At 65.7% G+C, this 24351-nt stretch carries 25 protein-coding genes; 11 read left to right on the top strand and 14 right to left on the bottom strand.

What is annotated here, in order from left to right; translation table 11 throughout:
• Window positions 1-91 precede the first annotated feature (91 nt).
• From B2585_RS14870 to B2585_RS14900, 7 genes are all read left to right on the top strand, one after another.
• Window positions 92-1294, top strand: a complete 1203-nt coding sequence (locus B2585_RS14870; protein WP_414674060.1) for a substrate-binding domain-containing protein — start codon at window positions 92-94, stop codon at window positions 1292-1294.
• A gap of 55 nt (window positions 1295-1349) precedes the next feature.
• Window positions 1350-2114 (top strand): ABC transporter ATP-binding protein, encoded by a 765-nt coding sequence (locus tag B2585_RS14875; protein WP_292024682.1) that lies wholly within the window; start codon window positions 1350-1352, stop codon window positions 2112-2114.
• Window positions 2111-2824 (top strand): ABC transporter ATP-binding protein, encoded by a 714-nt coding sequence (locus B2585_RS14880; RefSeq protein ID WP_292024684.1) that lies wholly within the window; start codon window positions 2111-2113, stop codon window positions 2822-2824. Before B2585_RS14875 ends, B2585_RS14880 begins: the two co-directional genes overlap by 4 nt.
• 85 nt (window positions 2825-2909) lie before the next feature.
• Window positions 2910-3884, top strand: a complete 975-nt coding sequence (locus B2585_RS14885) for a branched-chain amino acid ABC transporter permease (protein WP_414674064.1) — start codon at window positions 2910-2912, stop codon at window positions 3882-3884.
• A gap of 10 nt (window positions 3885-3894) precedes the next feature.
• Window positions 3895-4953, top strand: coding sequence for a branched-chain amino acid ABC transporter permease (locus tag B2585_RS14890; protein ID WP_292024687.1), 1059 nt, complete (start codon window positions 3895-3897; stop codon window positions 4951-4953).
• On the top strand, window positions 4950-5813 hold the full coding sequence (locus B2585_RS14895; RefSeq protein ID WP_292024689.1) for an alpha/beta fold hydrolase: 864 nt from the start codon (window positions 4950-4952) through the stop codon (window positions 5811-5813). Before B2585_RS14890 ends, B2585_RS14895 begins: the two co-directional genes overlap by 4 nt.
• 64 nt (window positions 5814-5877) lie before the next feature.
• The gene (locus tag B2585_RS14900) at window positions 5878-6495 is read left to right on the top strand and encodes an AAA family ATPase (protein ID WP_292024691.1); all 618 of its coding nucleotides are present in this window, start codon (window positions 5878-5880) and stop codon (window positions 6493-6495) included.
• On the opposite strand, the gene B2585_RS14905 is transcribed toward B2585_RS14900, so the two are convergent.
• The gene (locus B2585_RS14905; protein WP_292024694.1) at window positions 6485-6955 is read right to left on the bottom strand and encodes an Lrp/AsnC family transcriptional regulator; all 471 of its coding nucleotides are present in this window, start codon (window positions 6953-6955) and stop codon (window positions 6485-6487) included. The genes B2585_RS14900 and B2585_RS14905 overlap by 11 nt on opposite strands.
• 96 nt (window positions 6956-7051) lie before the next feature.
• Between B2585_RS14905 and putA the strand changes: the two genes are divergently transcribed.
• The 3 genes from putA to B2585_RS14920 are packed head-to-tail and all read left to right on the top strand — an operon-like array spanning window position 7052 to window position 12296.
• A complete protein-coding gene (putA, locus tag B2585_RS14910) occupies window positions 7052-10468 on the top strand; it encodes a bifunctional proline dehydrogenase/L-glutamate gamma-semialdehyde dehydrogenase PutA (protein WP_292024697.1) in 3417 nt (1138 codons plus the stop codon).
• 59 nt (window positions 10469-10527) lie between these two features.
• Entirely contained in the window at window positions 10528-11463 is a 936-nt protein-coding gene (locus B2585_RS14915; protein WP_292024699.1) for a diacylglycerol/lipid kinase family protein, read from the top strand.
• Entirely contained in the window at window positions 11460-12296 is an 837-nt protein-coding gene (locus tag B2585_RS14920) for a metallophosphoesterase family protein (RefSeq protein WP_292024701.1), read from the top strand. Before B2585_RS14915 ends, B2585_RS14920 begins: the two co-directional genes overlap by 4 nt.
• Here the strand turns inward: B2585_RS14920 and B2585_RS14925 are convergent.
• A complete protein-coding gene (locus B2585_RS14925; RefSeq protein WP_292024702.1) occupies window positions 12264-13076 on the bottom strand; it encodes a division plane positioning ATPase MipZ in 813 nt (270 codons plus the stop codon). The two genes, B2585_RS14920 and B2585_RS14925, sit on opposite strands and share 33 nt — an antisense overlap.
• Before the next feature lie 258 nt (window positions 13077-13334).
• Here B2585_RS14925 and B2585_RS14930 point away from each other — a divergent pair, with 258 nt between their 5' ends.
• The gene (locus B2585_RS14930; protein WP_292024704.1) at window positions 13335-15470 is read left to right on the top strand and encodes a M10 family metallopeptidase C-terminal domain-containing protein; all 2136 of its coding nucleotides are present in this window, start codon (window positions 13335-13337) and stop codon (window positions 15468-15470) included.
• A 4-nt stretch (window positions 15471-15474) separates the two neighbouring features.
• On the opposite strand, the gene B2585_RS14935 is transcribed toward B2585_RS14930, so the two are convergent.
• The 12 genes from B2585_RS14935 to rpsP form a co-directional block, all read right to left on the bottom strand.
• Entirely contained in the window at window positions 15475-16446 is a 972-nt protein-coding gene (locus B2585_RS14935) for a class I SAM-dependent methyltransferase (protein WP_292024705.1), read from the bottom strand.
• Between the two features lie 121 nt (window positions 16447-16567).
• The gene (rpmE, locus tag B2585_RS14940) at window positions 16568-16789 is read right to left on the bottom strand and encodes a 50S ribosomal protein L31 (protein ID WP_292024707.1); all 222 of its coding nucleotides are present in this window, start codon (window positions 16787-16789) and stop codon (window positions 16568-16570) included.
• Entirely contained in the window at window positions 16786-17190 is a 405-nt protein-coding gene (rplS, locus tag B2585_RS14945; protein WP_292024709.1) for a 50S ribosomal protein L19, read from the bottom strand. Before rplS ends, rpmE begins: the two co-directional genes overlap by 4 nt.
• A gap of 272 nt (window positions 17191-17462) precedes the next feature.
• Window positions 17463-17747, bottom strand: coding sequence for a GNAT family N-acetyltransferase (locus B2585_RS14950; protein WP_292024711.1), 285 nt, complete (start codon window positions 17745-17747; stop codon window positions 17463-17465).
• On the bottom strand, window positions 17744-18382 hold the full coding sequence (locus B2585_RS14955) for a CDGSH iron-sulfur domain-containing protein (protein ID WP_292024714.1): 639 nt from the start codon (window positions 18380-18382) through the stop codon (window positions 17744-17746). Before B2585_RS14955 ends, B2585_RS14950 begins: the two co-directional genes overlap by 4 nt.
• A gap of 55 nt (window positions 18383-18437) precedes the next feature.
• Complete coding sequence (gene trmD / locus B2585_RS14960; protein ID WP_292024715.1) at window positions 18438-19235, bottom strand: tRNA (guanosine(37)-N1)-methyltransferase TrmD; 798 nt, start codon at window positions 19233-19235, stop codon at window positions 18438-18440.
• Window positions 19236-19309: 74 nt separating this feature from the next.
• Entirely contained in the window at window positions 19310-20494 is a 1185-nt protein-coding gene (locus B2585_RS14965) for a DUF4114 domain-containing protein (protein WP_292024717.1), read from the bottom strand.
• A gap of 71 nt (window positions 20495-20565) precedes the next feature.
• Window positions 20566-21381, bottom strand: coding sequence for a CSLREA domain-containing protein (locus B2585_RS14970; RefSeq protein ID WP_292024719.1), 816 nt, complete (start codon window positions 21379-21381; stop codon window positions 20566-20568).
• 177 nt (window positions 21382-21558) lie between these two features.
• The gene (locus tag B2585_RS14975; RefSeq protein ID WP_292024720.1) at window positions 21559-22464 is read right to left on the bottom strand and encodes a hypothetical protein; all 906 of its coding nucleotides are present in this window, start codon (window positions 22462-22464) and stop codon (window positions 21559-21561) included.
• 63 nt (window positions 22465-22527) lie between these two features.
• Window positions 22528-23340, bottom strand: coding sequence for a hypothetical protein (locus B2585_RS14980; protein ID WP_292024722.1), 813 nt, complete (start codon window positions 23338-23340; stop codon window positions 22528-22530).
• Window positions 23337-23849 carry a ribosome maturation factor RimM gene (rimM, locus tag B2585_RS14985; RefSeq protein WP_292024724.1) on the bottom strand — a complete coding sequence of 171 codons (513 nt, stop codon included), beginning with the start codon at window positions 23847-23849 and terminating at the stop codon, window positions 23337-23339. Before rimM ends, B2585_RS14980 begins: the two co-directional genes overlap by 4 nt.
• A gap of 77 nt (window positions 23850-23926) precedes the next feature.
• The gene (rpsP, locus tag B2585_RS14990; RefSeq protein ID WP_292024726.1) at window positions 23927-24325 is read right to left on the bottom strand and encodes a 30S ribosomal protein S16; all 399 of its coding nucleotides are present in this window, start codon (window positions 24323-24325) and stop codon (window positions 23927-23929) included.
• Between the last annotated feature and the right edge of the window lie 26 nt (window positions 24326-24351).

Genomic DNA, 24351 nt, shown 5'->3' on the forward strand with positions numbered 1-24351 from the left:
TGCCCGGACCCTTCCAAAAAGCGAGGCTCTGTCCACACTTACACCGATCCCGCGGAGGGTGAAACCACCGCGGGGCAAGGGAGGACAATCCATGATTACCATGAAACGCGCAGTCGCCGCGTTCTCGTTTGCCGTGGGCCTCGCCGTACCTGCCGTCGCGCAGGATGGGGACCCGGTCAAGATCGCGCTCATCCACGGGATGTCGGGCAATGCTTTCGAGGTCTTCTCGAAGCAGACCCAGACCGGGTTCGAGATGGGCCTCGAATATGCCACCGACGGCACGATGGAGGTGAACGGTCACCCCATCGAGATCATCAAGAAGGACACGCAGTTCAAACCGGACGTGGCCCGTGCCGTGCTGGCCGAGGCCTATGCCGACGATGACGTCCTGATCGCGGTCGGCGCCACGTCGTCGGGCGTGACCACCGGGATGCTGCCGATCGCCGAGGAATACGAGCGGATCTTCATCGTCGAGCCGGCCGTGGCCGACAGCCTGACCGGCCCGGATTCCAACCGCTACGTCTTCAAGACCTCGCGCAACTCGTCGATGGACATGCAGGCACAGGCGCAGGCGCTTCAGCCGGACGAGAACCTGTATGTCGCCACGCTGGCCGAGGACTATGCTTTCGGTCGTGACGGGATCGCCGCGTTCAAGAACGCGCTCGAAGGCTCCGGGGCCACGGTGGTCGCGGAAGAATACGCGCCGCAGGGCACCGCCGACTTCACCGCCGTGGGTGAGCGCCTGTTCAACGCGCTGAAAGACAAGGAAGGCCGCAAGGTCATTCTGGTCTACTGGGCCGGTGGCGGCGACGCGCCGGGCAAGCTCCAGTCGATGGACCCGGGCCGGTTCGACATCGAACTGTCGATGGGCGGGCACATCCTTCCGGTTCTGCCGACCTACAAGCGGTTCCCCGGCCTCGAAGGTGCGGTCTACTACTACTACGAAGCCTTCGACAACGAGATCAACAACTGGCTCGTGGAAGAGCACATGGCGCGCTTCGACAGCCCGCCGGACTTCTTCACCGCTGGTGGCATGGCTTCGGCCCTGGCCGTGGTGAAGGCGCTGCGCGAGAGCCCGTCGCTCGACACCGAAGACCTGATCGCCACGATGGAAGGCATGACCTGGGACACGCCCAAGGGTGAGATGACCTTCCGTCCGGAAGATCACCAGGCGCTGCAATCCATGCTGCACTTCAAGATCCGCGTGGATGACGACGTGGAGTGGGCGATCCCGGAAAAGGTCCGGATCATCGAAGCCGACGAAATGGACATTCCGATCGGTCGCGAGAACTGATCGGTGTCGCCCCGGCCGGCGCGGTCGGCCGGGGCCCCAACCAATCCCCAAAGCCATGACACATCCATCACTCTCCACCCGTGATCTCACGATCCGGTTCGGCGGGCATACGGCCGTGAACGCCGTGTCCTGCGACTTTCGCCCCGGCGAATTGACCGTGATCGTCGGACCGAACGGGGCCGGCAAGACCACCTACTTCAACATGATTTCGGGCCAGCTCACGCCGAGCGCCGGGACGGTGACGAAGGACGGGGTGGACCTGACCCGGATGCCCGCATCGACACGCGCGCGCCACGGCGTTGGCCGGGCCTTTCAGCTCACCAACCTGTTCCCGCGTCTGAGCGTGATCGAGAACATCCGCCTCGCCGTGCAGGCGCAGGAAGGGGCGGGGTTCCGGTTCTTCACACCTGTTTCCCGGCTCACCGAGCTCACCTCGCGGGCCGAACGCTACCTCGCGGCCACCAAGCTCGAGGACAAGGCCGAGTTGCCCGCCGCCGCCCTGCCGCATGGCGATCAGCGCAAGCTCGAAGTCGCGCTCCTCATGGCGATGGAGCCCGACATCTACATGTTCGATGAACCGACGGCGGGCATGAGCCTCGACCATGCGCCCGACGTTCTCGACCTTATCGCCGAGATCAAGCACGACCACACCAAGACGGTGCTGCTCGTGGAACACAAGATGGACGTGGTGCGGCAGCTGGCCGACCGGATCATCGTGCTGCACAACGGCGAGCTGATCGCCGATGGCGACCCGGGCGAGGTCATGTCCAGCCAGGTCGTGCGCGACGTCTATCTCGGAAACGCAGGAGAAATGGCATGAGCCTTTTGTCCATCCGGAACATGGACGTCTCGATCGGGCAGTATTCCGTTCTGCATGGCGTAACCCTGGACGTGCCCGAGGGCGGCGTGTTCGTCCTGCTCGGCCGCAACGGCGCGGGCAAGACGACGACGCTGCGCTCGATCATCGGTCTGTTGGACCGGCCCGAGGGGTCGGTGACGTTTCGGGGCGAGGATATCTCGTCGCTCCACACCTCTGACATCGCGCGCAAGGGTATCGCCTTTGTCCCTGAAAACATGGGGATTTTTGGCGGTCTGACTGTGGCCGAGAACATGGTGCTCGCCACTGCATCGGGCAAGTTCGACCAGACCCGACTCGCCCGCGTTTATGAGCTGTTCCCGGCGTTGGAGCAGTTCTGGGACAAGCAGGCGTGGAGCCTGTCGGGCGGGCAGAAACAAATGCTTGCCGTTGCGCGCGCCATCATCGAGCCGCGCGACCTGATCCTGATCGACGAGCCGACCAAGGGGCTGGCCCCCTCGATCATCTCGGCGATGGGCGAGGCGTTCCGCGAGATTTCCGAGACGACCACCATCCTGCTCGTCGAGCAGAACTTCTCGTTCGCGAAAAGCCTTGGCCGCGACATGGCGGTGATCGACGACGGGCGGGTGGTTCACACCGGCACGATGGCCGATTTCGCCGCCGACACGGCATTGCAGGACCGGCTTCTCAGCCTGTCGATGGAGGCGAGCTGATGTCCGACATCCTGCGCCAGGGTTTCGCCGCGAAACCTATTCCTGTTTATTATCAGAACGTTAACGGAGGGTCCGTCGCGTGAATATCGTTGAACGTTTCGGGGGCGTCTTCCTCCTTCCGGTCGCGATCGCCATCATCGCCTTCGTCCTGATCGGCGCGCCGTCCTCGTGGCTGACGCTGACGGTCGCGGGCCTTGCGATGGGGATGATGCTGTTCCTCATGGCCTCGGGCCTGAGCCTCGTCTTCGGCCTGATGGACGTGCTGAACTTCGGCCACTCGGCCTTCGTGAGCTTCGGCGCCTTCGTGGCGGCGAGCGTCCTGGCCTATTTCGGTGGCTGGCTTGGCTCCGAGAGCATCTTCCTCAACATCATGGCGCTGGTTTTCGCCATCGCGGCGGCCATCGTCTTTGGCGCGGCGCTGGGCTGGTTTTTCGAGCGGGTGATCGTCAAGCCCGTCTATTCCGATCACCTGCGCCAGATCCTCATCACGATGGGCGCGCTCATCGTGGCCGAACAGCTGATCCTCGCCACGTGGGGCGGGACGCCGACCACCGTGCTTCGTCCGAACTTCCTCGAGGGCACAATCATCGTCGGTGGGTCGTCGCTCGAGATTTTTCGCCTGTTCGCCTTCATCGTGGGTGCCGTCGTCTATGCCGGTCTCTACCTGCTTCTCAACCGCACCCGGATGGGCCTGCTCATCCGCGCGGGCGTCGAGAACCGCGAGATGGTCGAGGCGCTGGGCTTCAAGATCGACCGGCTGTTCATCGGGGTCTTCATGCTCGGCTCGGCGCTCGCCGCGATGGGCGGGGCCATGTGGGCGGGATACGAGACGCTCATCACCCCGGCGCTCGGGGCCGAGATGATGGTGATCGTGTTCATCGTCGTCATCATCGGCGGCCTCGGGTCGATCCAGGGCACGCTTCTGGGCGCGATCATGGTGGCGCTGATGCAGAACTACGTTGGCTTCCTCGCCCCGAAACTGGCGTTGGCGTCCAACATGCTCCTGATGATGGCCATTCTGCTGTGGCGGCCCTATGGCCTCGCCCCGGCGGTGAAGTGAGGAGGGGACCATGAAAGGCAACACAACCGTCAAACTGATCGCCTTCGCGGTCTGGGCCGTCCTGCTCTTTGCCCCGTTCTTCTTTCAGGAAGTGCGGCAGGTCGAAGTCGCCGCGCGCATCGCCGTGTTCATCGTGCTGGTCGCCTCATACGACCTGCTCATCGGCTACACCGGCATCGTGAGCTTTGCGCATACCATGTTCTTCGGCTTCGGCGCCTACGGGGTGGCCATCGCGATGAAGCAGCTGGACAACACATGGGGCTACTGGATCATAGGCACGCTCGCGGGCGTTCTGGTGGCCGCCGTGGTCGCGGTGCTGATCGGGCTTCTGTCGCTCCGGGTGAAGGCGATCTTCTTTGCGATGATCACGCTCGCGGCGGCCTCGGTCGCGCTCGTCCTGGCGTCGCAGCTGTCGACCTTCACGGGCGGCGAGGACGGGATCACCTATTCCGTGCCGGACGTGTTCAAGCCCGCGACCAAGCTTCTGACCGATGACGAGGGCAAGGTGGCCAAGATCCTGGGCGTTCGCATGAACGGCAAGATCGCGGCCTATTACTTCGTCTTCTTCTCCTGTGCGCTCATGTTCTGGGTGTTGCTGCGGATCGTGGGCAGTCCGCTGGGCACCGTGCTCAAGGCCATCCGCGAGAACGAGGCGCGTGCCGAGGGCATCGGCTACCGCGTCGTGGCTTTCCGCACGGCCGTCTTCGTCATCGCTGCCGTGGCCGCCGCGCTGGCAGGGGCCATCTATGCCACATGGCTGAAATACACGGGGCCGGAAACCACGCTGAGTTTTGCGATCATGATCGACATTCTGCTGATGGTCGTGATCGGCGGGATGGGCACGATGTGGGGCGCGGTGATCGGGGCGACGCTCATGGTGCTCGCACAATACTACCTGCGTGATCTGATGGAGGTCGCCGCCAACGCGACTGAGGCGATCCCGTTCCTGCCAGAGCTTCTCAGCCCCGACCGGTGGCTGTTGTGGCTTGGCATCATCTTCATCCTGCTGGTCTATTTCTTCCCGGCGGGCATCGCGGGGACAATCATCCAGCGCAGGGCTGCGAAATGATGCCGCGCTCCGCCTACCTGCCGCTCATGGGCCACGAGCTTCACGTCATGGAGTGGGGGGAGCCCACGAACCCCGCGCTCGTCATGTGGCACGGGCTGGCGCGCAACGGGCGCGACTTCGACGAACTGGCCCGCGCGCTGTCCGAGACGCATTTCGTGCTGTGCCCGGACACGATCGGGCGGGGCTTTTCGTCGTGGTCGGACGCGCCCGAGGTCGATTACGTCCTGCCCAACTATGCGCGGATGGCGATGGCGATGCTCGACCATTACGGCATCGCGCGTGCGGCGTGGTTCGGCACGTCGATGGGCGGACAGATCGGGATCACGGTCGCGGGTGACGTGGCGCCGGAGCGGATCACCGCGCTCGTCATCAACGATATCGGTCCCGTGGTGCCGGACGCCGCGCTCGACCGGATCGTGACCTATTCCGCCGACCTGCCGACGTTCGAGCGGCTGACGGCGGCGGAAAGCTGGCTGCGCGAGGTCTATGTGCCGTTCGGCCCCGCCCATGACACGTTCTGGCGGCGCATGGCCGAGGCGTCGGTGCGTCGGCGCGCGGACGGGCGGCTCACGCTGCACTACGATCCGCGCATCATCGAGGTGCTGGACGCGGATCGGGGCGCGATGGACCTGTGGTCGATCTATGACCGGATCAGCGCCCCGACCCATGTGATCCGGGGCCTGACCTCGGACCTGCTGACCGAGGAGATCGCGACCGAGATGACCGGGCGCGGGCCGAAGCCCGAGGTCACCGTGTTCGACACCTGTGGTCACGCGCCGTCGCTGTCCTCGCCCGAGGACACGGCCTTTGTCGCCGGCGTGTTGCGCCAGCTTGCCGAAAAGGCGCCCGTCGCCGGGTGAGCCGTCGCGGGCTGCGGCATCGGAGCGGCTTGCGCCGCGGCCCGGCGCCCGGCACTCTGAGCCCATGACCGAGATCAGCGAAGCCGACCTTGCCACCCTTTTGTCGCGCGCCGCCGTGGGCCGGTCGCGTGTGCTCGTCGCCGTTGTCGGCGCGCCGGGCTCGGGCAAGTCCACGCTGGCCGAACGCCTCGCCGCCTCCCTGCCGGGGGCGCAGGCGATCCCGATGGACGGCTTCCACCTCGACAATCACACGCTGGCCGCGCGGGGCCTGCTGGAGCGCAAGGGCGCGCCGGAGACCTTCGATGCCGAGGGCTTCGCAGCCTTCGTCCGCGCGCTCGCCACCGGGGCGCAGGCGAGCTATCCCACCTTTGACCGGAGCGCGGATGCGGTGGTGCCCGATGGGGGCCGCATCGCGCCGGACACGCATATCTATGTGGTCGAGGGCAACTACCTGCTCCTCGATGAGGACCCGTGGCGCGGGCTGGACCGGCTTTGGGACATGACCGTGGCGCTCGACGTGGCGGAGGCGGAGTTGGAGCGGCGGCTGGTGCGGCGCTGGATGGATCACGGCCATGCGGAAGAGGACGCGTTGCGGCGTGCCCATTCGAACGATCTGGTGAACGCCCGCGCGATCCGCGACCGCTCACGCCCCGCGTCCTACACGATCCGCTTCACAGGGTGAGGTAGCTCTGCTCGACCACCGCTTCCATCGCGATGTAGGTAGAGGTGGCCGAGACATGGGGCAGGGACGAAATCGTCTCGCCCAGCACCCGCCGGTAGTCCGCGATGTCGCGCGAGCGGACCTTGACCAGGTAATCGAAGCCGCCCGCGATCATGTAACACTCTTCTATCTCGGGCACGGCCCGCGCGGCGTCGTTGAACTCGGATAACGCGGCCTGCCGGGTGTCCAGAAGCCGTACCTCGACATAGGCGACGTGGGACAGGCCGAGCTTTTCGGGGGCGAGGATGGCGCGGTAGCCCCGGATGATGCCGCGCTCCTCCAGCGCGCGCACGCGGGCGGCCACCGGCGTCTTGGACAGGCCGACACGGCGCGCGAGTTCCACGATGGGCAGGCGGGCGTTCTCGGTCAGAGCCGCGAGAATCTTCCTGTCGATCGGGTCGATGCTGTCTGTTTCGTCCATGAATGCGCCCAAGTTTGGTCAATCCGGCCAAAGGATCGGGAAACTCGGGCGATAAGTCCAGCGTTGTCTCTGTATCCTGCACCAAAGGAGACAGACATGCGCGACACCACCACCTCTCTCTTCGACGACACCGCCAAGTTCCGCCCGCAGGCGGAGGTGATCCCCGACCTGATCGCCGGAGCGGCGCTGACCAATGCCGACCGGGCCACGATCCACACCAATGCCGCGCGGCTGGTGCGTCAGATTCGTGAGGGCGAGGCGCCGGGGATCATGGAGCAGTTCCTTGGCGAATACGGGCTGTCGACCGAGGAGGGCGTCGCGCTCATGTGTCTGGCCGAGGCGCTGTTGCGCGTGCCGGACCACGAGACCATCGACGCGCTGATCGAGGACAAAATCGCGCCGTCCGACTGGGGCAAGCATATCGGTCAGGCGGCGTCACCGCTGGTCAATGCTTCGACATGGGCGCTGCTGCTCACCGGACGGGTGCTGGACGACGAACAGCGCGGCATGGCGGGCACTCTGCGAGGCATGGTGCGCCGGCTGGGCGAGCCGGTCATACGGGTCGCAGTCGGGCAGGCCATGCGCGAGATGGGGCGCCAGTTCGTGCTGGGCGAGACCATCGAGGGGGCGCTGAAGCGCGCGCGCAAACAGGAGGCGCGCGGCTACACCTATTCCTACGACATGCTGGGCGAGGCGGCGATGACCGCGCGCGATGCCGGGCGGTATGCCGACAGCTATGCCCATGCGATCAAGGCCATTGGCGCGGCGGCGGATCGCGACAGCGTGGCGGCGAACCCGGGCATCTCGGTCAAGCTCTCGGCGCTGCACCCCCGCTACGAAGTGGCGCAGGAGGCGCGGGTGCTGGAGGAAGTGGTGCCGCGCCTGCGCGACCTCGCGCGCATGGCGGCGCGGTCGAACATCGGGCTCAACATTGACGCCGAGGAACAGGACCGGCTGGTCCTGTCGCTTAAGGTGATCGGGGCGGTGCTGGCCGACCCGGAGCTTCACGGCTGGGACGGGTTCGGGGTCGTCGTGCAGGCCTATGGCAAGCGGGCGGGGGCGGTCATCGACTGGCTCCACGCCACCGCCGAGCGGCTGGACCGCCGCCTGATGGTGCGGCTGGTCAAGGGCGCCTATTGGGACACCGAGATGAAGCACAGCCAGGTCGAGGGGCATCCCGGCTTTCCGCTGTTCACGACGAAGCCCGCGACGGATGTGAGCTACCTCGCCAATGCGCGCAAGCTGATCGGTTATGCCGACCGGCTGTATCCGCAGTTCGCGACCCACAACGCCCATACCGTCGCCGCGATCCGCCACATGGCGCGCGGGATCGACTATGAGTTTCAGCGGCTGCACGGCATGGGCGAGTCACTGCACGACATTGTCATGCGCGAGGAAAAGACGCGTTGCCGGATTTACGCGCCGGTGGGGGCGCATCGCGACCTTCTGGCTTATCTCGTGCGGCGGCTGTTGGAGAACGGGGCGAATTCCAGCTTCGTGAACCAGATCGTGGATGAGAGCGTGAGCCCCGAGGTGATCGCGGCCGACCCGATTACGCAGGCGACCGAGGTGCGGCGGGCCGATGTTCTGGCCCATCCTTCTGCGATCTTCGGGCCGAAACGGCGCAACTCGGCGGGCTTCGACCTGACGGATGAGACGACGCTCGCCCGGATCGACGCGGCCCGGGACGTTGCGGTGCCGGATGCGGGGCCGCTGGTCGCCGGGGGCGACGGGACCGGGACCACGCGCGACGTGGTGAACCCGGCGACGGGGGAAAAGGTGGCGCAGGTCACGGAGGCCGATGAGGCGACGGTGGCCGGGGCACTGGACGCCGCAACGCCCTGGGCTGCGACTGCGACGGAGCGGGCACAGGTGATGCGCCGGGCCGCCGACCTTTACGAAGACCATTACGGCCCGCTCTTCGCCGCCCTTCACCGCGAGGCGGGCAAATCGCTCGCCGATGCCGTGGGCGAGCTGCGCGAGGCGGTGGATTTCCTGCGCTACTACGCGGGCGAGGGCGAAAAGCGTGACGCGCCGGCGCGGGGCATCATCACGGCGATCAGCCCGTGGAACTTCCCGCTCGCCATTTTCACAGGGCAGATTTCGGCGGCGCTCATGGCGGGTAATGCCGTGATCGCGAAGCCTGCCGAACAGACGCCGCTGGTCGCCGCCATTGCGGTGCGGCTTTTGCATGAGGCGGGGGTGCCGCGCGCGGCGCTGCAATTCCTGCCGGGCGACGGGGCGACGGTGGGCGTGGCGCTCACCTCGGACGCGCGGGTGGATGGCGTGGTCTTCACCGGCTCGACCGATACGGCGCAGATCATTCGGCGCGCGATGGCCGAAAACCTCGCCCCCGGTGCGCCGCTGATCGCCGAGACGGGCGGTCTGAACGCGATGATCGTGGATTCCACGGCGCTGCCCGAACAGGCGGTGCGCGATATCGTCGCCTCGGCGTTCCAGTCGGCGGGCCAGCGGTGCTCGGCCCTGCGCTGTCTTTATGTGCAGGAGGACGTGTCGGAGACGCTGATCCGGATGCTCACCGGCGCGATGGACGAGCTGTCGCTGGGCGACCCGTGGCATCTGTCGACCGACGTGGGGCCGGTCATCGACGGGGAGGCGCAGGCGGATATCCTGGGCTACCTCGACGCGAACAAGGCGCGCATCCTCCATCAGGTCGCCGCACCCGAGGGCGGGACCTTCGTTCCGCCCACGCTTCTGAAGGTGGGCGGGATCGACGATCTCGAACGCGAGGTCTTCGGGCCGGTGCTGCATGTCGCGACGTTCAAGGCGGATGCGCTGGAGCAGGTGATCGACGACGTGAACGCGCGGGGCTTTGGCCTGACCTTCGGCCTGCACACCCGCATCGACGGCCGGGTGGAGGACGTGTCGCGCCGCATCCGGGTCGGCAATGCCTATGTCAACCGCAACCAGATCGGCGCCATCGTCGGCAGCCAGCCGTTCGGCGGCGAGGGGCTGTCGGGCACCGGGCCCAAGGCGGGCGGGCCGGATTATGTCGGGCGCTTCAGCGCGTCGCCTGTTGAGGCGGCCACCGAAACGGCCAGTGGCGCGGCGGACCCGAAGGCGGTTCAGGCGCGGCTGTCCGAGGCGGAGGAACGCGTGGTGTCGGAGGAGCTGCTGCCCGGCCCGACTGGAGAGCTCAATCGCCTCACGCACTGGACCCGACCGCCGGTCCTGTGCCTCGGCCCCGGCGCGCAGGCGGCCAGAGCGCAGGCCAAGGCTGTCAGGGAGCACGGCGGTGTGGTGGTGGAGGTCGCCGACCAGCTGCCCCCTGAGGTTCTGGAAACGCTGGATGGCTTTTCCGCCGCGCTGTGGTGGGGCGACGACCAGACCGCGCGCACCTATGCCCGGGCGCTGGCCAAGCGTGACGGGGCGATCCTGCCGCTCGTCACCGAGCGGCCCGATCGGGCCCATGCCTGCCACGAGCGGCATCTGTGCGTGGACACGACCGCCGCTGGCGGTAACGCCGATTTGCTTGCCCGATCATCGGGCTGAGGGGAACCATCCGGGTGACGCATCGTTAGGTTTCCGAACTTAACTGTGCGTTGGGAAACATGTTGCAACGAAGCGACCAGCCTATGCTGAACAACACCCATGCGGTGGTCAACGTGCGATCCGGTCGGCGCGACGGCACCGATGTGACGGATTGGCTGCGCGAGTGTATCGCGGAGTCCGGCGGTCGGCTGACGCTCCATGTCGATGAGCGGGGCGGCTCGATCGAGAAACTGACGCGCCGGGCGCTCGATGCGGGCGCCTCTGCCGTGATAGCCGCAGGCGGCGACGGGACGATTTCCAGCGTGGCCAACGTGCTGGCGGGCGGCGACGTGCCGATGGGCGTGATCCCGATGGGCACGTTCAATTACTTCGCCCGCGCCAATGGCATTCCCGAAGACACGCAAGCGGCACTGGAGGCGATCTGTCACGGGCGAACCTCGCCCGCCGATATCGGCCGGATCAATGGCAAGGTGTTTCTCAACAACACGTCGATCGGGGTCTATTCCCAGATCCTGAAACAGCGTGAGGATACCTATGCGCAGTTCGGGCGAAGCCGCGCCGCCGCCTATTGGTCGGTGCTGCGGGCACTGTTGAAATTCTATGATCCGATGACGATGAAGATCGAGGTGGACGGGAGGCAGATGTCGGTGCGCTCCCCGCTCGCCTTCGTGTGCAACTCGGCCTACCAGCTCGAACGTTTCGCGCTCGATGGGGCGGATGCGGTGCGCAAGGGTGAGCTGGCGCTGTTCCTTGCCGACGACGTGGGGAGGCTGGGTCTTGTGCGCCACGCGGTGAAACTCGCCACGCGCCAGATGCGCGAGGGGCGCGACTTCCGCCTCGTCACCGGGCGCGAGATCGTCATCGATCCCGGCCGCCACAAGCGGCTCGTCGTGCGCGACGGGGAGAAGGAGCCTATGCGCGGCCCTTACCGCATTTCGCTTGAACGACATTCGCTCGACCTTATCCGTCCGCCACGCGCCGCCGGGGCAGTATGAGCCGACTGGTTCACCTGTCGGACCTCCACTTCGGGCGCGCCCGGCCCGAGCTTCTTGCGCCGCTGGCCGAGGCCGTGACGGCGGTGTCGCCCGACCTTGTCGTCGTCTCCGGCGACCTGACCCAGCGTGCCCGGAACCGGGAGTTCGCGGCGGCGCGGCAGTTTCTCGATGGCCTCGGCGCGCGCTGGCTGGCCGTGCCGGGCAACCATGACGTGCCGCTCTATCAGCCGTGGGACCGGTTCCTGAAACCCTTTCGCAAGTATCGCGAGAATATCGCGCTGGACCTCGAACCCTGCCACGAAGGCGCGGATTACCTCGTCGCCGGATTGAACACCGTCGATCGTTTCGCCCATCAGCGCGGGGTGGCCCGCGCGGGGGCGATCCGGCGCATCTGCGGGCTGTTCGACGACGGCGGGGCCGAGCGGTTCAACATCCTTCTCGCCCACCACCCGTTCGAGCAGGACGCGATGAGCCACAAGGCCCCGATGCGGCGGGCCAAGCCGATGCTGGAGCGGCTCAAGGGCTGTCACACCCATCTTGTCCTCACCGGTCACCTGCATATGTGGCACACCGGCCCGTTCCTGACCCAGCCGGGGCACAGCGGGCCGATCCGGGTCCATGCAGGCACGAGCCTGTCCAACCGCCTGCGTGGAGAGGTCAACGATTTCGCGGTGCTGGATATCGAGGGCGATCTGCTCACCGTCACGCGCATGGCCGTTGAGGCCGAGCGGGTGGATTTCACCGAGCGCGACGTGGCACGGTTCCGGCGCGAAGGGGTGGGGCTGGTCGCGCTCGACGGCTCAGAAATCGACCGTGACGCCGGGGAGCTTTAGGGCCTTCATCAGGTCCCGCAACTCCTGCCGCGCGGCGACGTTCGAAATGTTCATCTGCCCCACAACGCCGATGTCGCGCAGGTCGAGCAGCGTGAGGCCGCGCGGGAACAGTTCGCGGAAGATCACCCGCTCGTTGAACCCCGGAGCGGTGCGAAAGCCGATGCGCCGGGCGAGGTTGTTGATCGCCTCACCCATCTTCTTTTTGTTGTGCATCGCCTGTGCGCCCAGACGGTTGCGCACGACGATCCAGTCGATCGGTTTCAGCCCCGCCTGCGCCCGCAGTTGACGGGCGTTCCAGACCATCTCGGCATAGACCGAGGGGGACAGGACCTTGCCGCTTTCCGGGTCGATCTGGGCCAGCAGGTCGAAGTCGACGAAGCTGTCGTTGAGCGGCGTGATGAGCGTGTCGGCCAGCGTATGCGCCACCTGGCTCAGTCGCGTGTGCGAGCCGGGGCAGTCGATCAGGATGAAATCGCAGGTCGGCTCGATCTCGGCCACCGCCTGACTCAGCCGGCGGTCATAAGGGTTCTCACCCGGGTTCAGCGTGGCCGGGTCCACCTCGGGCAGTTCGTAGTAGACGGGGGAGGGTAGCTGCGTCTCGGCCCGCGCCATCGTGGTCGCCCGATTGGCCATGTAGCGCCCGAAGGTGCGCTGCCGCAGGTCGAGGTCGAGCACGCCCACCCGGTGCCCCAGACGCGCCAGCGCGGTCGCGATGTGCATGGAGACGGTCGACTTGCCAGCCCCGCCCTTTTCGTTCCCGACGACGATGATATGCGCCACGCCCGGCCCCCGACATTATCCCAGATGCGCCTGTCCCGGCGCTTTGGCACACTGTATCTTGTGGCGTCGGGTTTTGGAAGCGGACTTCCGTCCCCGCCGGACAAGAGAGCGGGGACGCGAGCGCCGCAACACTGTGTTTCCGACCGGGCCCTAGTGGGCGGGGGTGAATTCACCTTAGGATTCCAACGGGTACTGGCGAGCAGAGTGTTTCCGTTGTGTCGCATCGCCGCGAAACGACCCGGCTGCGCCGAGGGGACAATGAAACTCGAACTGACGTATCAGACGTCGACCGGACTGGTCGTGACGGAGGAGCTTTTCGGCGGCAACACGCTCTACGCGCGCAATACGCTCGATCCCGACGGAAGCTTCATCGAGGCTTTGGGTCAGCTTCACGTTCACGGCCTGCGATACCCGGGCGGCGCGATGACCGAGGTCTGGGGCGCGGCATTCTACGACGATCCCAACACGCTCGCGGCCCATGTGACCGATGCCTACAGCTTCATCGGTCTTGATGCGTTCCTCGACTGGAGCACCGCCAACGATCAGCCCGCGACCATCGTTCTGCCCACAAGCCACCTGTTCATCGGCGATCCGGTCGGCGCGGCGGCGCGCCCCCTCGACACAGCCGCGGTCGCCCGGATCGGCACCTTCGTCGCAGACCTTCTCGCCCGCCATCCCGATGCGGACATCGCCGGGTTCGAGATCGGCAACGAATACTGGGGCGCGGTCGACCGGATGACGTCGGAGGAATACGGTATCCTCGCGAATGCCGTTTCGCAAACGGTGCAGGCCGGGCTCGACTCCGTGCTGGGCGCCGACGCAGACCAGCCAAAGATTTATGTCCAGTCGGGCCAGCAATGGGGCCGTGATTTCCTTTCGGGCGGGGCCTATGGCGATGCCGGGATGGACTGGCCCGAGAGGGTCACGCAGGCCAACGCCGATGTGCTTGGCGAATTGTCGGACGCGGCGATGATCGCGATCGACGGCGTGATCCAGCATTATTACTACGTCGAACCGACCGATCCGCTGACGCTGGGTGACACCGCGCCGGAGCGCGCGGACCGCTACTATCGTGAAATGGTCTGGGACATGCGCCAGTGGAACGCGGCCTTCGATCCGGCGCGCCACGGAACGCTCGATATACTCGTGTCGGAATGGGGACCGGCCTGGATTGCCCGTGAGCAGTGGGGGCTCAAGTCCGCAGGGGTCACGCTCGAAATGTTCGAGGGACTCCTGCGGATCGGGGCGGATGCGGCCCATGTCTGGCCCATCGAGTTGGACGGGTCGGTCGATTTCGCGGGCAGCCATACCGACCGCGACGGGGGAGACAGCGACAAGCTTACCTCACGCGGGCAGGCGTTCCGGCTGATGGCGGAGCACACCATCGGGCTGGAGCTTCTGAACAACGGGTTCGATGCGGCGGATGCGGCTGTCGAGACGGTGGAGGTGAACGCCTACGGGAACGACGACCGCTTCGTCGCCTTCATCATGTCGCGCGCGGGGGTCACGCAGTCGGTGGAGCTGGACGTGTCGGCCTATGTCCCCGGTTTCAGCCAGCTTACCGGGCAGCGCATCTCGCTCATCGACGACAACGCGCACTGGAACGAGGCGCGCTGGTTCGCCGGGACCGAGGCGGTGAGCGCATCCGAGCTTGGCGGCGGCACCCTTATCGACGTGGAACTTGCGCCGTTCGAGGTGCTGATGGTCGAGTACCGGATCACCGGCGCTACGGATTTCACCCCGGACGGCCCGGAATTCCTGTCGGGCCGCATGGTGGCGGACCGGCTCTACGGCACCGACGGGCGGGACGAGATCTGGGGCCGCGCGGGGCACGATCATATCGAAGGGCGCGGCGGCGACGATTACATCCAGGGCAACAAGGGCCGGGACAAGATCTTCGGCGGCAACGGCGACGACTTCAGCAAGGGGCGCAAGGGGCCGGACACCATGCTGGGCGGCGCGGGCGATGACGATCTGCGCGGAAATCGCGGCCATGACCGCATTTTCGGCGAAGGGGGCGACGACCACCTCAAGGGCTGCCGGGGCGACGACTGGCTCTATGGCGGCACCGGGAACGACCGGCTGATCGGCGGGCGGGGCGAAGATGTGCTCGTCGGCGGGCCGGGGCACGATGTGATGACGGGCGGGCCGGGGTCGGACCGCTTCGTGTTCAATGATTGGGGTGCCGACGTCATCACCGACTTCCGCCCCGGCGAGGACACGCTCGATCTCACAGCGCTGGCGGCCAGCTACGGGGCGCTCGACATGACCGCCGCCACCGCTCAGGTCTTTGGCTCGGCGCGGGGCGGGACGCTGGTGGATCTCGGCCCCGGCACGGTCTTTCTCGCGGGCGTCGCGGTCCATGACCTCGGCGCGGACGAGTTCCTGTTCTGAACCGTCAGTTCCGCTTCAATCCGCGCCGCCAGAAAGGCGTTTTTTCCCCTGCATCCCCTGCATCCTCTGCTTCCCCGGGTTTGCGGGCAACGAACGTGAATTCTTTTTCGATGATGTCCTCGGGCACCTGATCACGGATTTCGGGCCGATCGAGGCGCGCACTTGTCCAGCGGCACCGCATGGATTGCAGCATTTCGAACCCCGCATCCATCAGCATCATGTTCATCGCAAACGTCGAGAAAAACAGCGTGTGCGGTTCGAGCCGCTGTGTCGGAGGGCGATTGCCGGCCTCAAAGACCTCAAGCTGGCTCGCCCCGTCCGGCACCTCGACCAGAAAGACCCCCCCCGGCCGGAGCGCCTTGTAGATCGCCGAGATATAGTCTCCCACGTTCTGATATGTGAAATGCTCGATCACATGCGAGGCGACGACCACATCGAAACTGGGTTTCTCCGGGATCGCGTCGATGATCTTGGCACCCACTTCGTTCCGCAGGATGCCCTGAACGTTTTCGTCGGATTCCAGGGCGAACTTGCGGGGCGGGTCGAGTTCGTAAAGTAGGATGCCCTCGCCGCAGCCGATATCGAGCACGTCTTTCGCGTCCGGCCGGAAGCGGCGCAGGATGCGCGCATGCTTGCGGGCGCGGTCGCGCACGGGATGTTTCTCCATCGACCACACGGGGTTCGCGTCGCCGAAGAATTTGCCCTGGTAAAGACGTTCCTTGCGGAACTCTTCGGCATAATGCTTGCGGTAATAGGTATCGAGGTCGAGGTCGGGAATGGGCACCCAGCCGCTGCCGCAGTAATCGCAACAGGCGAGGATCAGCCCGGAAAAGAACCGGCTGACAAAGGCCGGGTAGCGTATGACGGAATGCGCCTCGTGTCCGCAGCAGGGACAGCGCTGATGGGTCAGGCTCGCGATTGAGATCTTCGGCGAGGGGGCCGTGCGCAGGGTCTCGACGATCGGGTTCACAGCCATGAAAACACTCACTCAATTTCGCTGAGCGCAATCATGGCCCATCAGGCTGCGGGAGGCGAGGGGGGAACGAAAAAAAACGCCGCCCCGGAGGGCGGCGTTTCGATCCATACGGCGGGCAGGCTCAGAAGCCGAGGCCGGCGTACTTGTTCTTGAACTTCGACACGCGGCCGCCGGTGTCCAGCAGGCGCGAGTTGCCGCCGGTCCAGGCAGGGTGAACGGTGGGGTCGATGTCGAGCGACAGGGTGTCGCCCTCGGATCCCCAGGTCGATTTCATCTGAAGCACGGTGCCGTCGGTCATCTTGACGTCGATGACGTGGTATTCGGGATGAGTGTCTTTTTTCATGTCGCGGATCCTTGCACGGGCGTCTTGCCGTCGCTCTTGGGACGGTAGTTGGTCTGTTCGGCGATACGGGCCGATTTGCCGCGACGCGAACGGAGGTAGTAGAGCTTCGCGCGGCGAACCTTGCCGCGGCGCACGACCTCGATGTGCTCGATGTTGGTCGAATAGAGCGGGAAGACCCGTTCCACGCCTTCACCGAAGGAAATCTTGCGGACGGTGAACGAACCCGCGATGCCTGCGCCGTTCTTGCGGCTGATGCAGACGCCTTCGTAGTTCTGCACGCGGCTGCGCGTGCCTTCCGTCACCTTGTAGCCGACGCGGATGGTGTCACCCGCTTTGAAATCCGGAATGTTTTTTCCGAGCTCGGCAATCTGCTCGGCTTCCAGTTTTGCGATCAGGTCCATTGGACCACTCCTATTCTGCTCACGGTTGGCCCGCGAAGATGTGTGTGCCTCAGAGCTCCGGTCTTCGACTGGGTCCGCGTTTCGCCGATGCGTCGCGCCCAACGGAGGTTCAGGTCACTGTTCCTTGTCACATCGTCCCCGCCGACCTGCCCGCCGAAGAAGCGGGTGCCCTGGCATTGGACAACGATCCGGTGGCCCTGCGGGACCCCGGATGGGCAGCGTATAAGAGCAGAATCACTTGCGATCAAGGGGATTGAACGCCCCCGATCCCCTTATTGCATGACGTCGGACCATTCCGGGTGGCGCGCATATTGCGCCCTCACGAAAGGGCAGAGCGGAACGATCTTGTATCCCCCGGCGCGCGCGTCCGCGATCAGGGCCTCGACCAGCGCCCGGCCGACCCCTTGCCCCTTCAGTTCCTCGGGAACGCCGGTGTGGTCCGCGATGATCGCATGTTCGCTCATTCTGGAAAACGTCAGCTCCGCCTCGTGGCCGTCGACCACGGTGACGAACCGTCCCTTCGTGTCGCCGTCTTCCCGCGTGATGTCGAGGCTCATGGTGCCGTGAACCCCGCCTTGGTGTGGCTGCCGTCGCAAAACGGCTTGTTCTGCGACTCTCCGCAGCGGCACAGGAATACCTTTTCGCTCACCGCGATCTGTCGGCCCGACGCCGCGATGACTTCCACAGGACCCTCGATCTTCACGGGGCCGTTCGCGGTCGGCGTTATGGTCAGTACCCCGCGGGTCGCGGCATCCTGCGCGTTCTGCGTTCCCGGCTCGCTTGTCGCCGTGAACCCGACCTCGATGTGGGAATTGTCGCAGAATGGCTTGTTCTTCGACTGTCCGCAGCGGCACAGCAGAACCCGGGTCGCGGGGGCGTCGGCGATCCGCAGGTCGCCGCGCAGTTCGTTGGGCCCGTTCTCCCAGAGGCGGACGGTGTTCACCGCCGGCACGGGTTCTTCCATGCCGTCGTCATGGCGCGCGTAACCGAGTGCGCCGGAGGGGCAGGCATCGATGACTCGCGCGATCTCTTCCGCGCGCGCGTTGCCGGGAAACATCCAGCCGCCGGGCGTGCCCGGTTTGAACACCTCCGGCAGGCCGAGCACACAGCGCCGCGCGTGAATGCATTTCGATCCGTCGAAGGTGATGGTGATCTCGTCGCTTTCGGCACGGGACATGCTGATTCCTGACATGGTTGCAAGTCGAGCGTAGCCCCGCGCATCCCGACGCACCAGCGACATCGCCGCCCTAGTCCTCGTCGCGAAACCGGGTCCAGAGGTCGGGACGGCGGTCGCGGGTGAGGCGCTCGGCCTCGGCCCTTCGCCATTTCTCGATCTCGCCGTGATTGCCGGAGAGCAGGACCGGCGGGATCTCACGCCCGCGCCATGTGGCCGGGCGGGTGTATTGGGGATGCTCCAGCAGGCCCGTCGAATGGCTTTCTTCCTCGGTCGAGGCGGCATTGCCCAGCACACCGGGGAGGAGCCGGACGGTCGCGTCGATCATGGCCTGCGCCGCGATTTCACCCCCGGTCAGGACGAAATCGCCAAGGCTCACCTCCTCGATCCCGTAGTCCTCGAGAACCCGCTCGTCCACGCCCTCGAACCGGCCGCAGAGCATCGTGATCCCCTCGGCACCGGCCCAGCGGCGGGCGGTGGCCTGATCGAACCGGCGCCCGCGCGGCGAGAGATAGACGACCGGCCAGCGGGCGCGATCGGGCGGCACGCCCTGCGCGGCCACGTCGAGCGCGCGCGCCACCACGTCGGCGCGCAGGACCATCCCGGCCCCGCCGCCTGCGGGTGTGTCGTCGACGTTGCGGTGCCTGCCCTCCCCGAAGGGGCGCAGGTCGATGGGTTCCAGCCGCCACTTGCCTTCGTCCAGCGCCCGGCCCGTCAGGCTCTCGCCCAGAACGCCGGGGAAGGCGCCGGGAAACAGCGTGATGATGCGCGCGACCCACGACCCCGGACGCTCCGGCGCTTCCATGAGCGAGCGGGGCGTGAGCGTGGGCCGTGCCTTGAGGCGACCGTGGGAGCGGGGCTTGTCCGTCATGCCGCGCCACATAGCGCGGGGCGCGTCGCTTGGGAAGGTGGCGCTTCGATCGGGTCGTGTCGCCGGGGTGAGGCCTAGATCGGCGCCAGCAGCGAGATGTCCACGATCACGTCCTGGAAATCCCTGTCACCCAGGTTCAGGCCATCTTCGAACCCGACCCGCAGATTATCCGAGTCGGACATCCCGAATTGCACACGGTTTTCGTCATCCGGGTTCAGACTGTCCAGCGCGTGGTAGAGCGTCTGGCCGCTGTCCTCACCATTCACCAGCAGATTGCCGTCCTCGTCGATCGTGAGCGTTTCGCTGCCGGACAAGCCGTCGGCGAACACAAAACCGTCCTCGATGATGAAAGGCGTGAGAATTCCGTCTACGCCTATGACATTATCATTGCCGCCGTTCTTGGCATTGGTCGAAAAGATCGTGACATCCGAGATGTTTTCGCCGGTCCGCACATAATAACCGACTGCATTGTCGGTCGAAGTGAACGCGCCTTCGGTGCGCACCGATATCAGGAAGTTGTTATTGTACGCCAGGAACATGCTGACGCCCCCTTGCTCTTCCGGATCGGTGTCGGCGACCGCCACCTTTTCGGCGAGTATTGGAAAGGGATCCGCGAGGCCAATCACGGTGACTGGTTCCGCCAAATCTGTGATCCCGGAGACCGCAAAGAAAAACTTGTCGATATAGTTGCCTTGCAAAGTGATGTTGCCGGTTTCTCCGCCAAAGGTAATCTGGGATTGGATCGGAGAGGAATTATCAAAAGTGACGGCCGGTGCCGGTCCGAGGCTGGTCAGTATGAACAGGTCAGACACGCCGAAATCGGTGAACGTGTCGCCAAGCGCATCGGTGATCGAACCGGAGATGACATCCCTTCCCCCGCCGGTCGTGAAGGTGGTATCGCTGCCGTCCACTTCTATTTCGTCGTTGCCCGGTCCGGCGTGCACGGACTGGGACGCGCAGGAGGAGTCGTCCAGAATGAGCATTTGTGTATCGGGATCGGTGATCGTCCCGTCCGCCCCGAACGCCAGATCGCCTCTCCCGGAGGCGGTATTGTCGATACCCAATACATCGTGAAGTGTAACTGCGGCCCCCGCCTCGTAATAACCGGCGCCACCGTCACCATCAGCGGAATTTTCAAAGACATTTAATTGGTTGGTCGTAGCGGTCAGGGTCGACCCGTCTCCGATCCAGAAAGCCCCACCATCGTTGTCAGCATGGTTTGAGGTGTAATATCCCTCGTTGAGTTCGACGGTCGACATGCCACGCGCGTAAACGCCGCCGCCGTCACCCGGGTTGGCTGTGGTGGAGGGCGGCCCGGCGGTGGTCCCGGCTACATTGTCGGATATGTAGCTTTGCGAGACCGTAACGCTTGCGTCATCGAGATAGATGCCGCCGCCGTGTTGCCCTGTACGCTGGCCCCGTTGCGGATCTCAAGTGAGCTGCCCGAAATCATGGCGATGCCGCCGCCAGCGCCCGTGGCCCCGTAAGCCCTGCCGTCTTCGACGATGACGGAATTTCCGTCGAGGACCACCGAGGTCGTTGCACCCATCCCGAAAATCGAGCCGCCCTGTACCTGTGCGGAGTTGTAATCGAATGCTGATGTGCCATTCACCGTCACATCCGCGCCCAACCCGGCGAAGAGGCCGCCACCCCGGCCCTGGGTGACGTTTTCCAGAATCGACGAGTCGGTGAGCGTGAGTTTCGAACTGGCCCCCGTGCCCGAGACATAGATGCCGCCGCCGTCGGATGAGGCAAGGCTGCCGCGTATAGTGACGTCTGTCAGTGTCACGTCGTTGCCCCCGCCGACGTAGAGCCCACCGCCGTTCGCGCCCAGCCCATCCCGGAGGGTGATGTCGTTCAGCGCGTAGACATCATCGCTCCCTGTCAGGATGCGCATCACGCGTGACGACACATCGCCGCTGACCGTGATGACACCGCCGCCATCGATCGACAGGCTTTCAGTGATGTCCAACTGGCCTTCGGTCAGGGTGATCGTGCCGTTCAACGCGGCGTCGAAGCCGATCGTCTCGGCGCCCCCGTTGGCATTCGCGGCTTCGATCGCCTCGCGCAGCGACCAGGTGGCGCTGTTACTGTCGTCGCTGAAATCGTCAAGGGTGGTGACGGTATAGTCGAATGTCGTCGTCATTGAAAATATCTCCCGCTGCCGCGACGCAGATGGGTCTGGAATTGGTAATCAATTAAAAAAAATAGTCCGCCGCCGCGGCCCCGGACACAACCCCTCTAAGGAGACGTTAGTGGTTTGTCAGGATCAAGCCAACCCTATGGCTCCAGGGTGCGGCGGACTGGGCAGCCGCCGCGCCGGTCAGCCCCTCAAACGGGCGATCTCGTCATACCCTTCGCCGGGAAACGCCTCCGACAGTTCGTCGAGCCAGACGGGATCGGGAAGCTGGTCCACCGGCACCCCTTCGTCGATCAGGGTGAGGAGCAGGCTGCGCGCCTCGAACCGGACGCCCGCGTCGGCGGCGTTCAGAAGCAGCATGGCGGCCATCGCGCCCTCGCCACGCTCCACAAGCTGGCGGCGGATGCGGGGGCTTGCGACGAACCGCAGTAGGGCGCGGTCGATGCGGGGGTCTTCGGTCCCGTCCACCTCGCCCGCCGCATCGTAGAGCGGGTCGAACGCAGCGATGCCCGCCTCGCGCTCAAGCCGTTGCACAACGGGGTCGATCTGGCCCGCCCGCGCGTCCCGGGGCAGGGCGGCCAGCGCGGACAGGGCGCGCTCCACCGCTTGCGTGGTTGCGGCGGCGGGTTCCGGGTGAATATCGGTCCAGTCCGACACCAGCCCCCGGTCGATCTCGTTCAACCGGTCGATGGCACCGTCGAGGAAAACGTCCATCTCGGCACTGTCGGAATAGCGCCACGCGCCCACCAGCGCGGCCACGGCGGAGAGCGCGATGGGGAGCCAGATCGTCAGCGCGAGCGGCCCGGCGACAAGCCCGATCCAGCGCCCGGCGGCGAAACAGGCCGAGGCGAGCACGACCTGCACCACCGCCATAAGGACCAGCGCCGCGCGCCCGCCCGCGTCGTCGAGATGCGGACGCCGGGTCGCGGCGATGAAAAGCAGGAAGGTCAGCGCGAAGACGGGCAGGGTCGTCAACGGATGACCCGCCCAGCCCGACAGGACCGGGCCGCCATAGAGCGGCAGGAACACCGCCGCGAGGCCGATCCTGCTGTAGGGTCCGAACGCCACCTTCGTTTCCTCCCGTTCCATCATACCCTCACACTCGAAATCCACGTCGGCAACGCGTTGCGAGAAAGTTTTAGGACAATAACTTTAAGTTGGACTTAAGACCGGCCCGTCCTCGATGAGCCGCGCCTTGGCGGCCTTCAGGTCGGCCTTGGACAGGTCGCTGCGATTGAGCGCGAGGAACGCCTCGCGCAGGTCCGCGCTTTGTCCGGTATTCGCACACGACACCGGGGCGAGGGTGGCGCGCACGTCCTCCGGCACGCCCAGCATGTTCAGGACCGCACCCGCCGGCCCCTCGCGCATGGCACCCCAATCCTCGAGCGCAGCGGTCACCACAGGCACCGGGGCCAGCGCGCCGCGCATCCGCTCCGCCTCCTCCGCGGGTGCTGCGAGGGCGGGGAAACGGTTGCGGAAGGTGTCGAAGTCGTCGGTCAGCCGGATCGAGCGCAGAAGGTGGCCGTGGACCGAGCGTATCCACGCCTCACGCTCGCGGGTCGTGTAGAAAAACACGATCTCGGTGTCGCGCCCGAAGCGGCGGCGCAGCTCACTGATGATCGTGCGGGCAAGGCGCAGAGACGGGCCGTAGTAGGAGGTCATCATCTCGCCGTTCACCCGGTGATGGCCCGGCATCCCGCCCGAGAACGTCTCACGCGACAGGAGGATCACTGGCTGGTCGGGGAGGTCCCGCAGGAACCTGCGCAAGCTGCGCCGGAACCGGGCGAGCCGCCACGGAAAGGGGCGCTGGGCATAGATGCGGGCATCGGCCCCGGCGCCGAAGAAGTCCTGTTTTCCAAAATAGGCGACCCAGGGCGCGAGTGCGTCGCGGTTCGCGGACATGAAGTCCTGAAGGCTCGTCGTCCCCGTCTTGTGATAGCCCGCGTGGACGATCACCAGCGTCATTCCGGCAATGCCCCCTCAGGCGGGTCGATGACGATCCGGCCCGAAGCAAGATCCACGGTCGGCACGTTCGCCAGCGTGAAGGGGATGAGCGCCGGGGTCTTGAGCCCCGGCCCCGACACTTCGAGCAGGTCGCCCGCGCCATGATTGTGAACCGCGCTCACCTTGCCGCGCTCGGCCCCGCCGGTGTCCATCACCGACAGGCCGATCAAGTCGGCATGGTAGAACTCGTCATCGGGGAGCGAGGGCAGGGCCTCCCGGTCCGCGTAAAGGCGCAGGCCCTTGAGCGCGTCGGCGTCTTCCTTTGTCCGGATGCCGTCGACCTGCACCGCAAAGCCGTTCTTGACCGCCCGGTCGATGGAGAGCGTGAAGCTGCGCGCGCCGTCCTCGGTCCACAGCGGGCCGTAGGTGGCGATGTCCTCGGGCTCGGCGCAGAAGCTTTTCAGTCGCACGTCGCCGTGGACCCCGAAGGCCCCGGCGAAGGCCCCGACGCAGATGCGTGCGTCACTCAAGTCGCTCTCCCCTCAACGAAAACGGCGCGGGGCCATGTAACCCCGCGCCGATGGTATTTCCAAGCCAAACCCGGAGCTTACTCCGCGGTTTCCTCGGCGGGGGCCTCTTCGGCCGGCGCATTGGCGGCTTCGGCAGCGGCGGCGGCCTTTTCAGCCTTTTCCTCGGCCCGCTCGGTGGCTTTCTTGCCCGGCTTCGCTTTGTTCGGGTTGTTGCGCTCTTTCTTCTCGAGCACGCCGGCGGCTTCGAGCATCCGCGACACGCGGTCGGTGGGCTGGGCGCCTTCGGCGAGCCAGGCCTTCACGCGGTCGATGTCCATTTTCACCCGGTCTTCCGAATCCTTCGGGAGAAGCGGGTTGTAGGTGCCCAGCTTCTCGATGAAGCGGCCATCGCGCGCCATGCGCGAGTCCGCCGCGACGATGCGGTAGAAGGGGCGTTTCTTGGTGCCGCCACGGGCGAGGCGAATTTTCATAGCCATTGTTGAAGTCTCCTGATGCTAGCTAT

This window comes from Maritimibacter sp. UBA3975, from assembly GCF_002384975.1.
In the GTDB taxonomy this organism is placed as follows: domain Bacteria; phylum Pseudomonadota; class Alphaproteobacteria; order Rhodobacterales; family Rhodobacteraceae; genus Maritimibacter.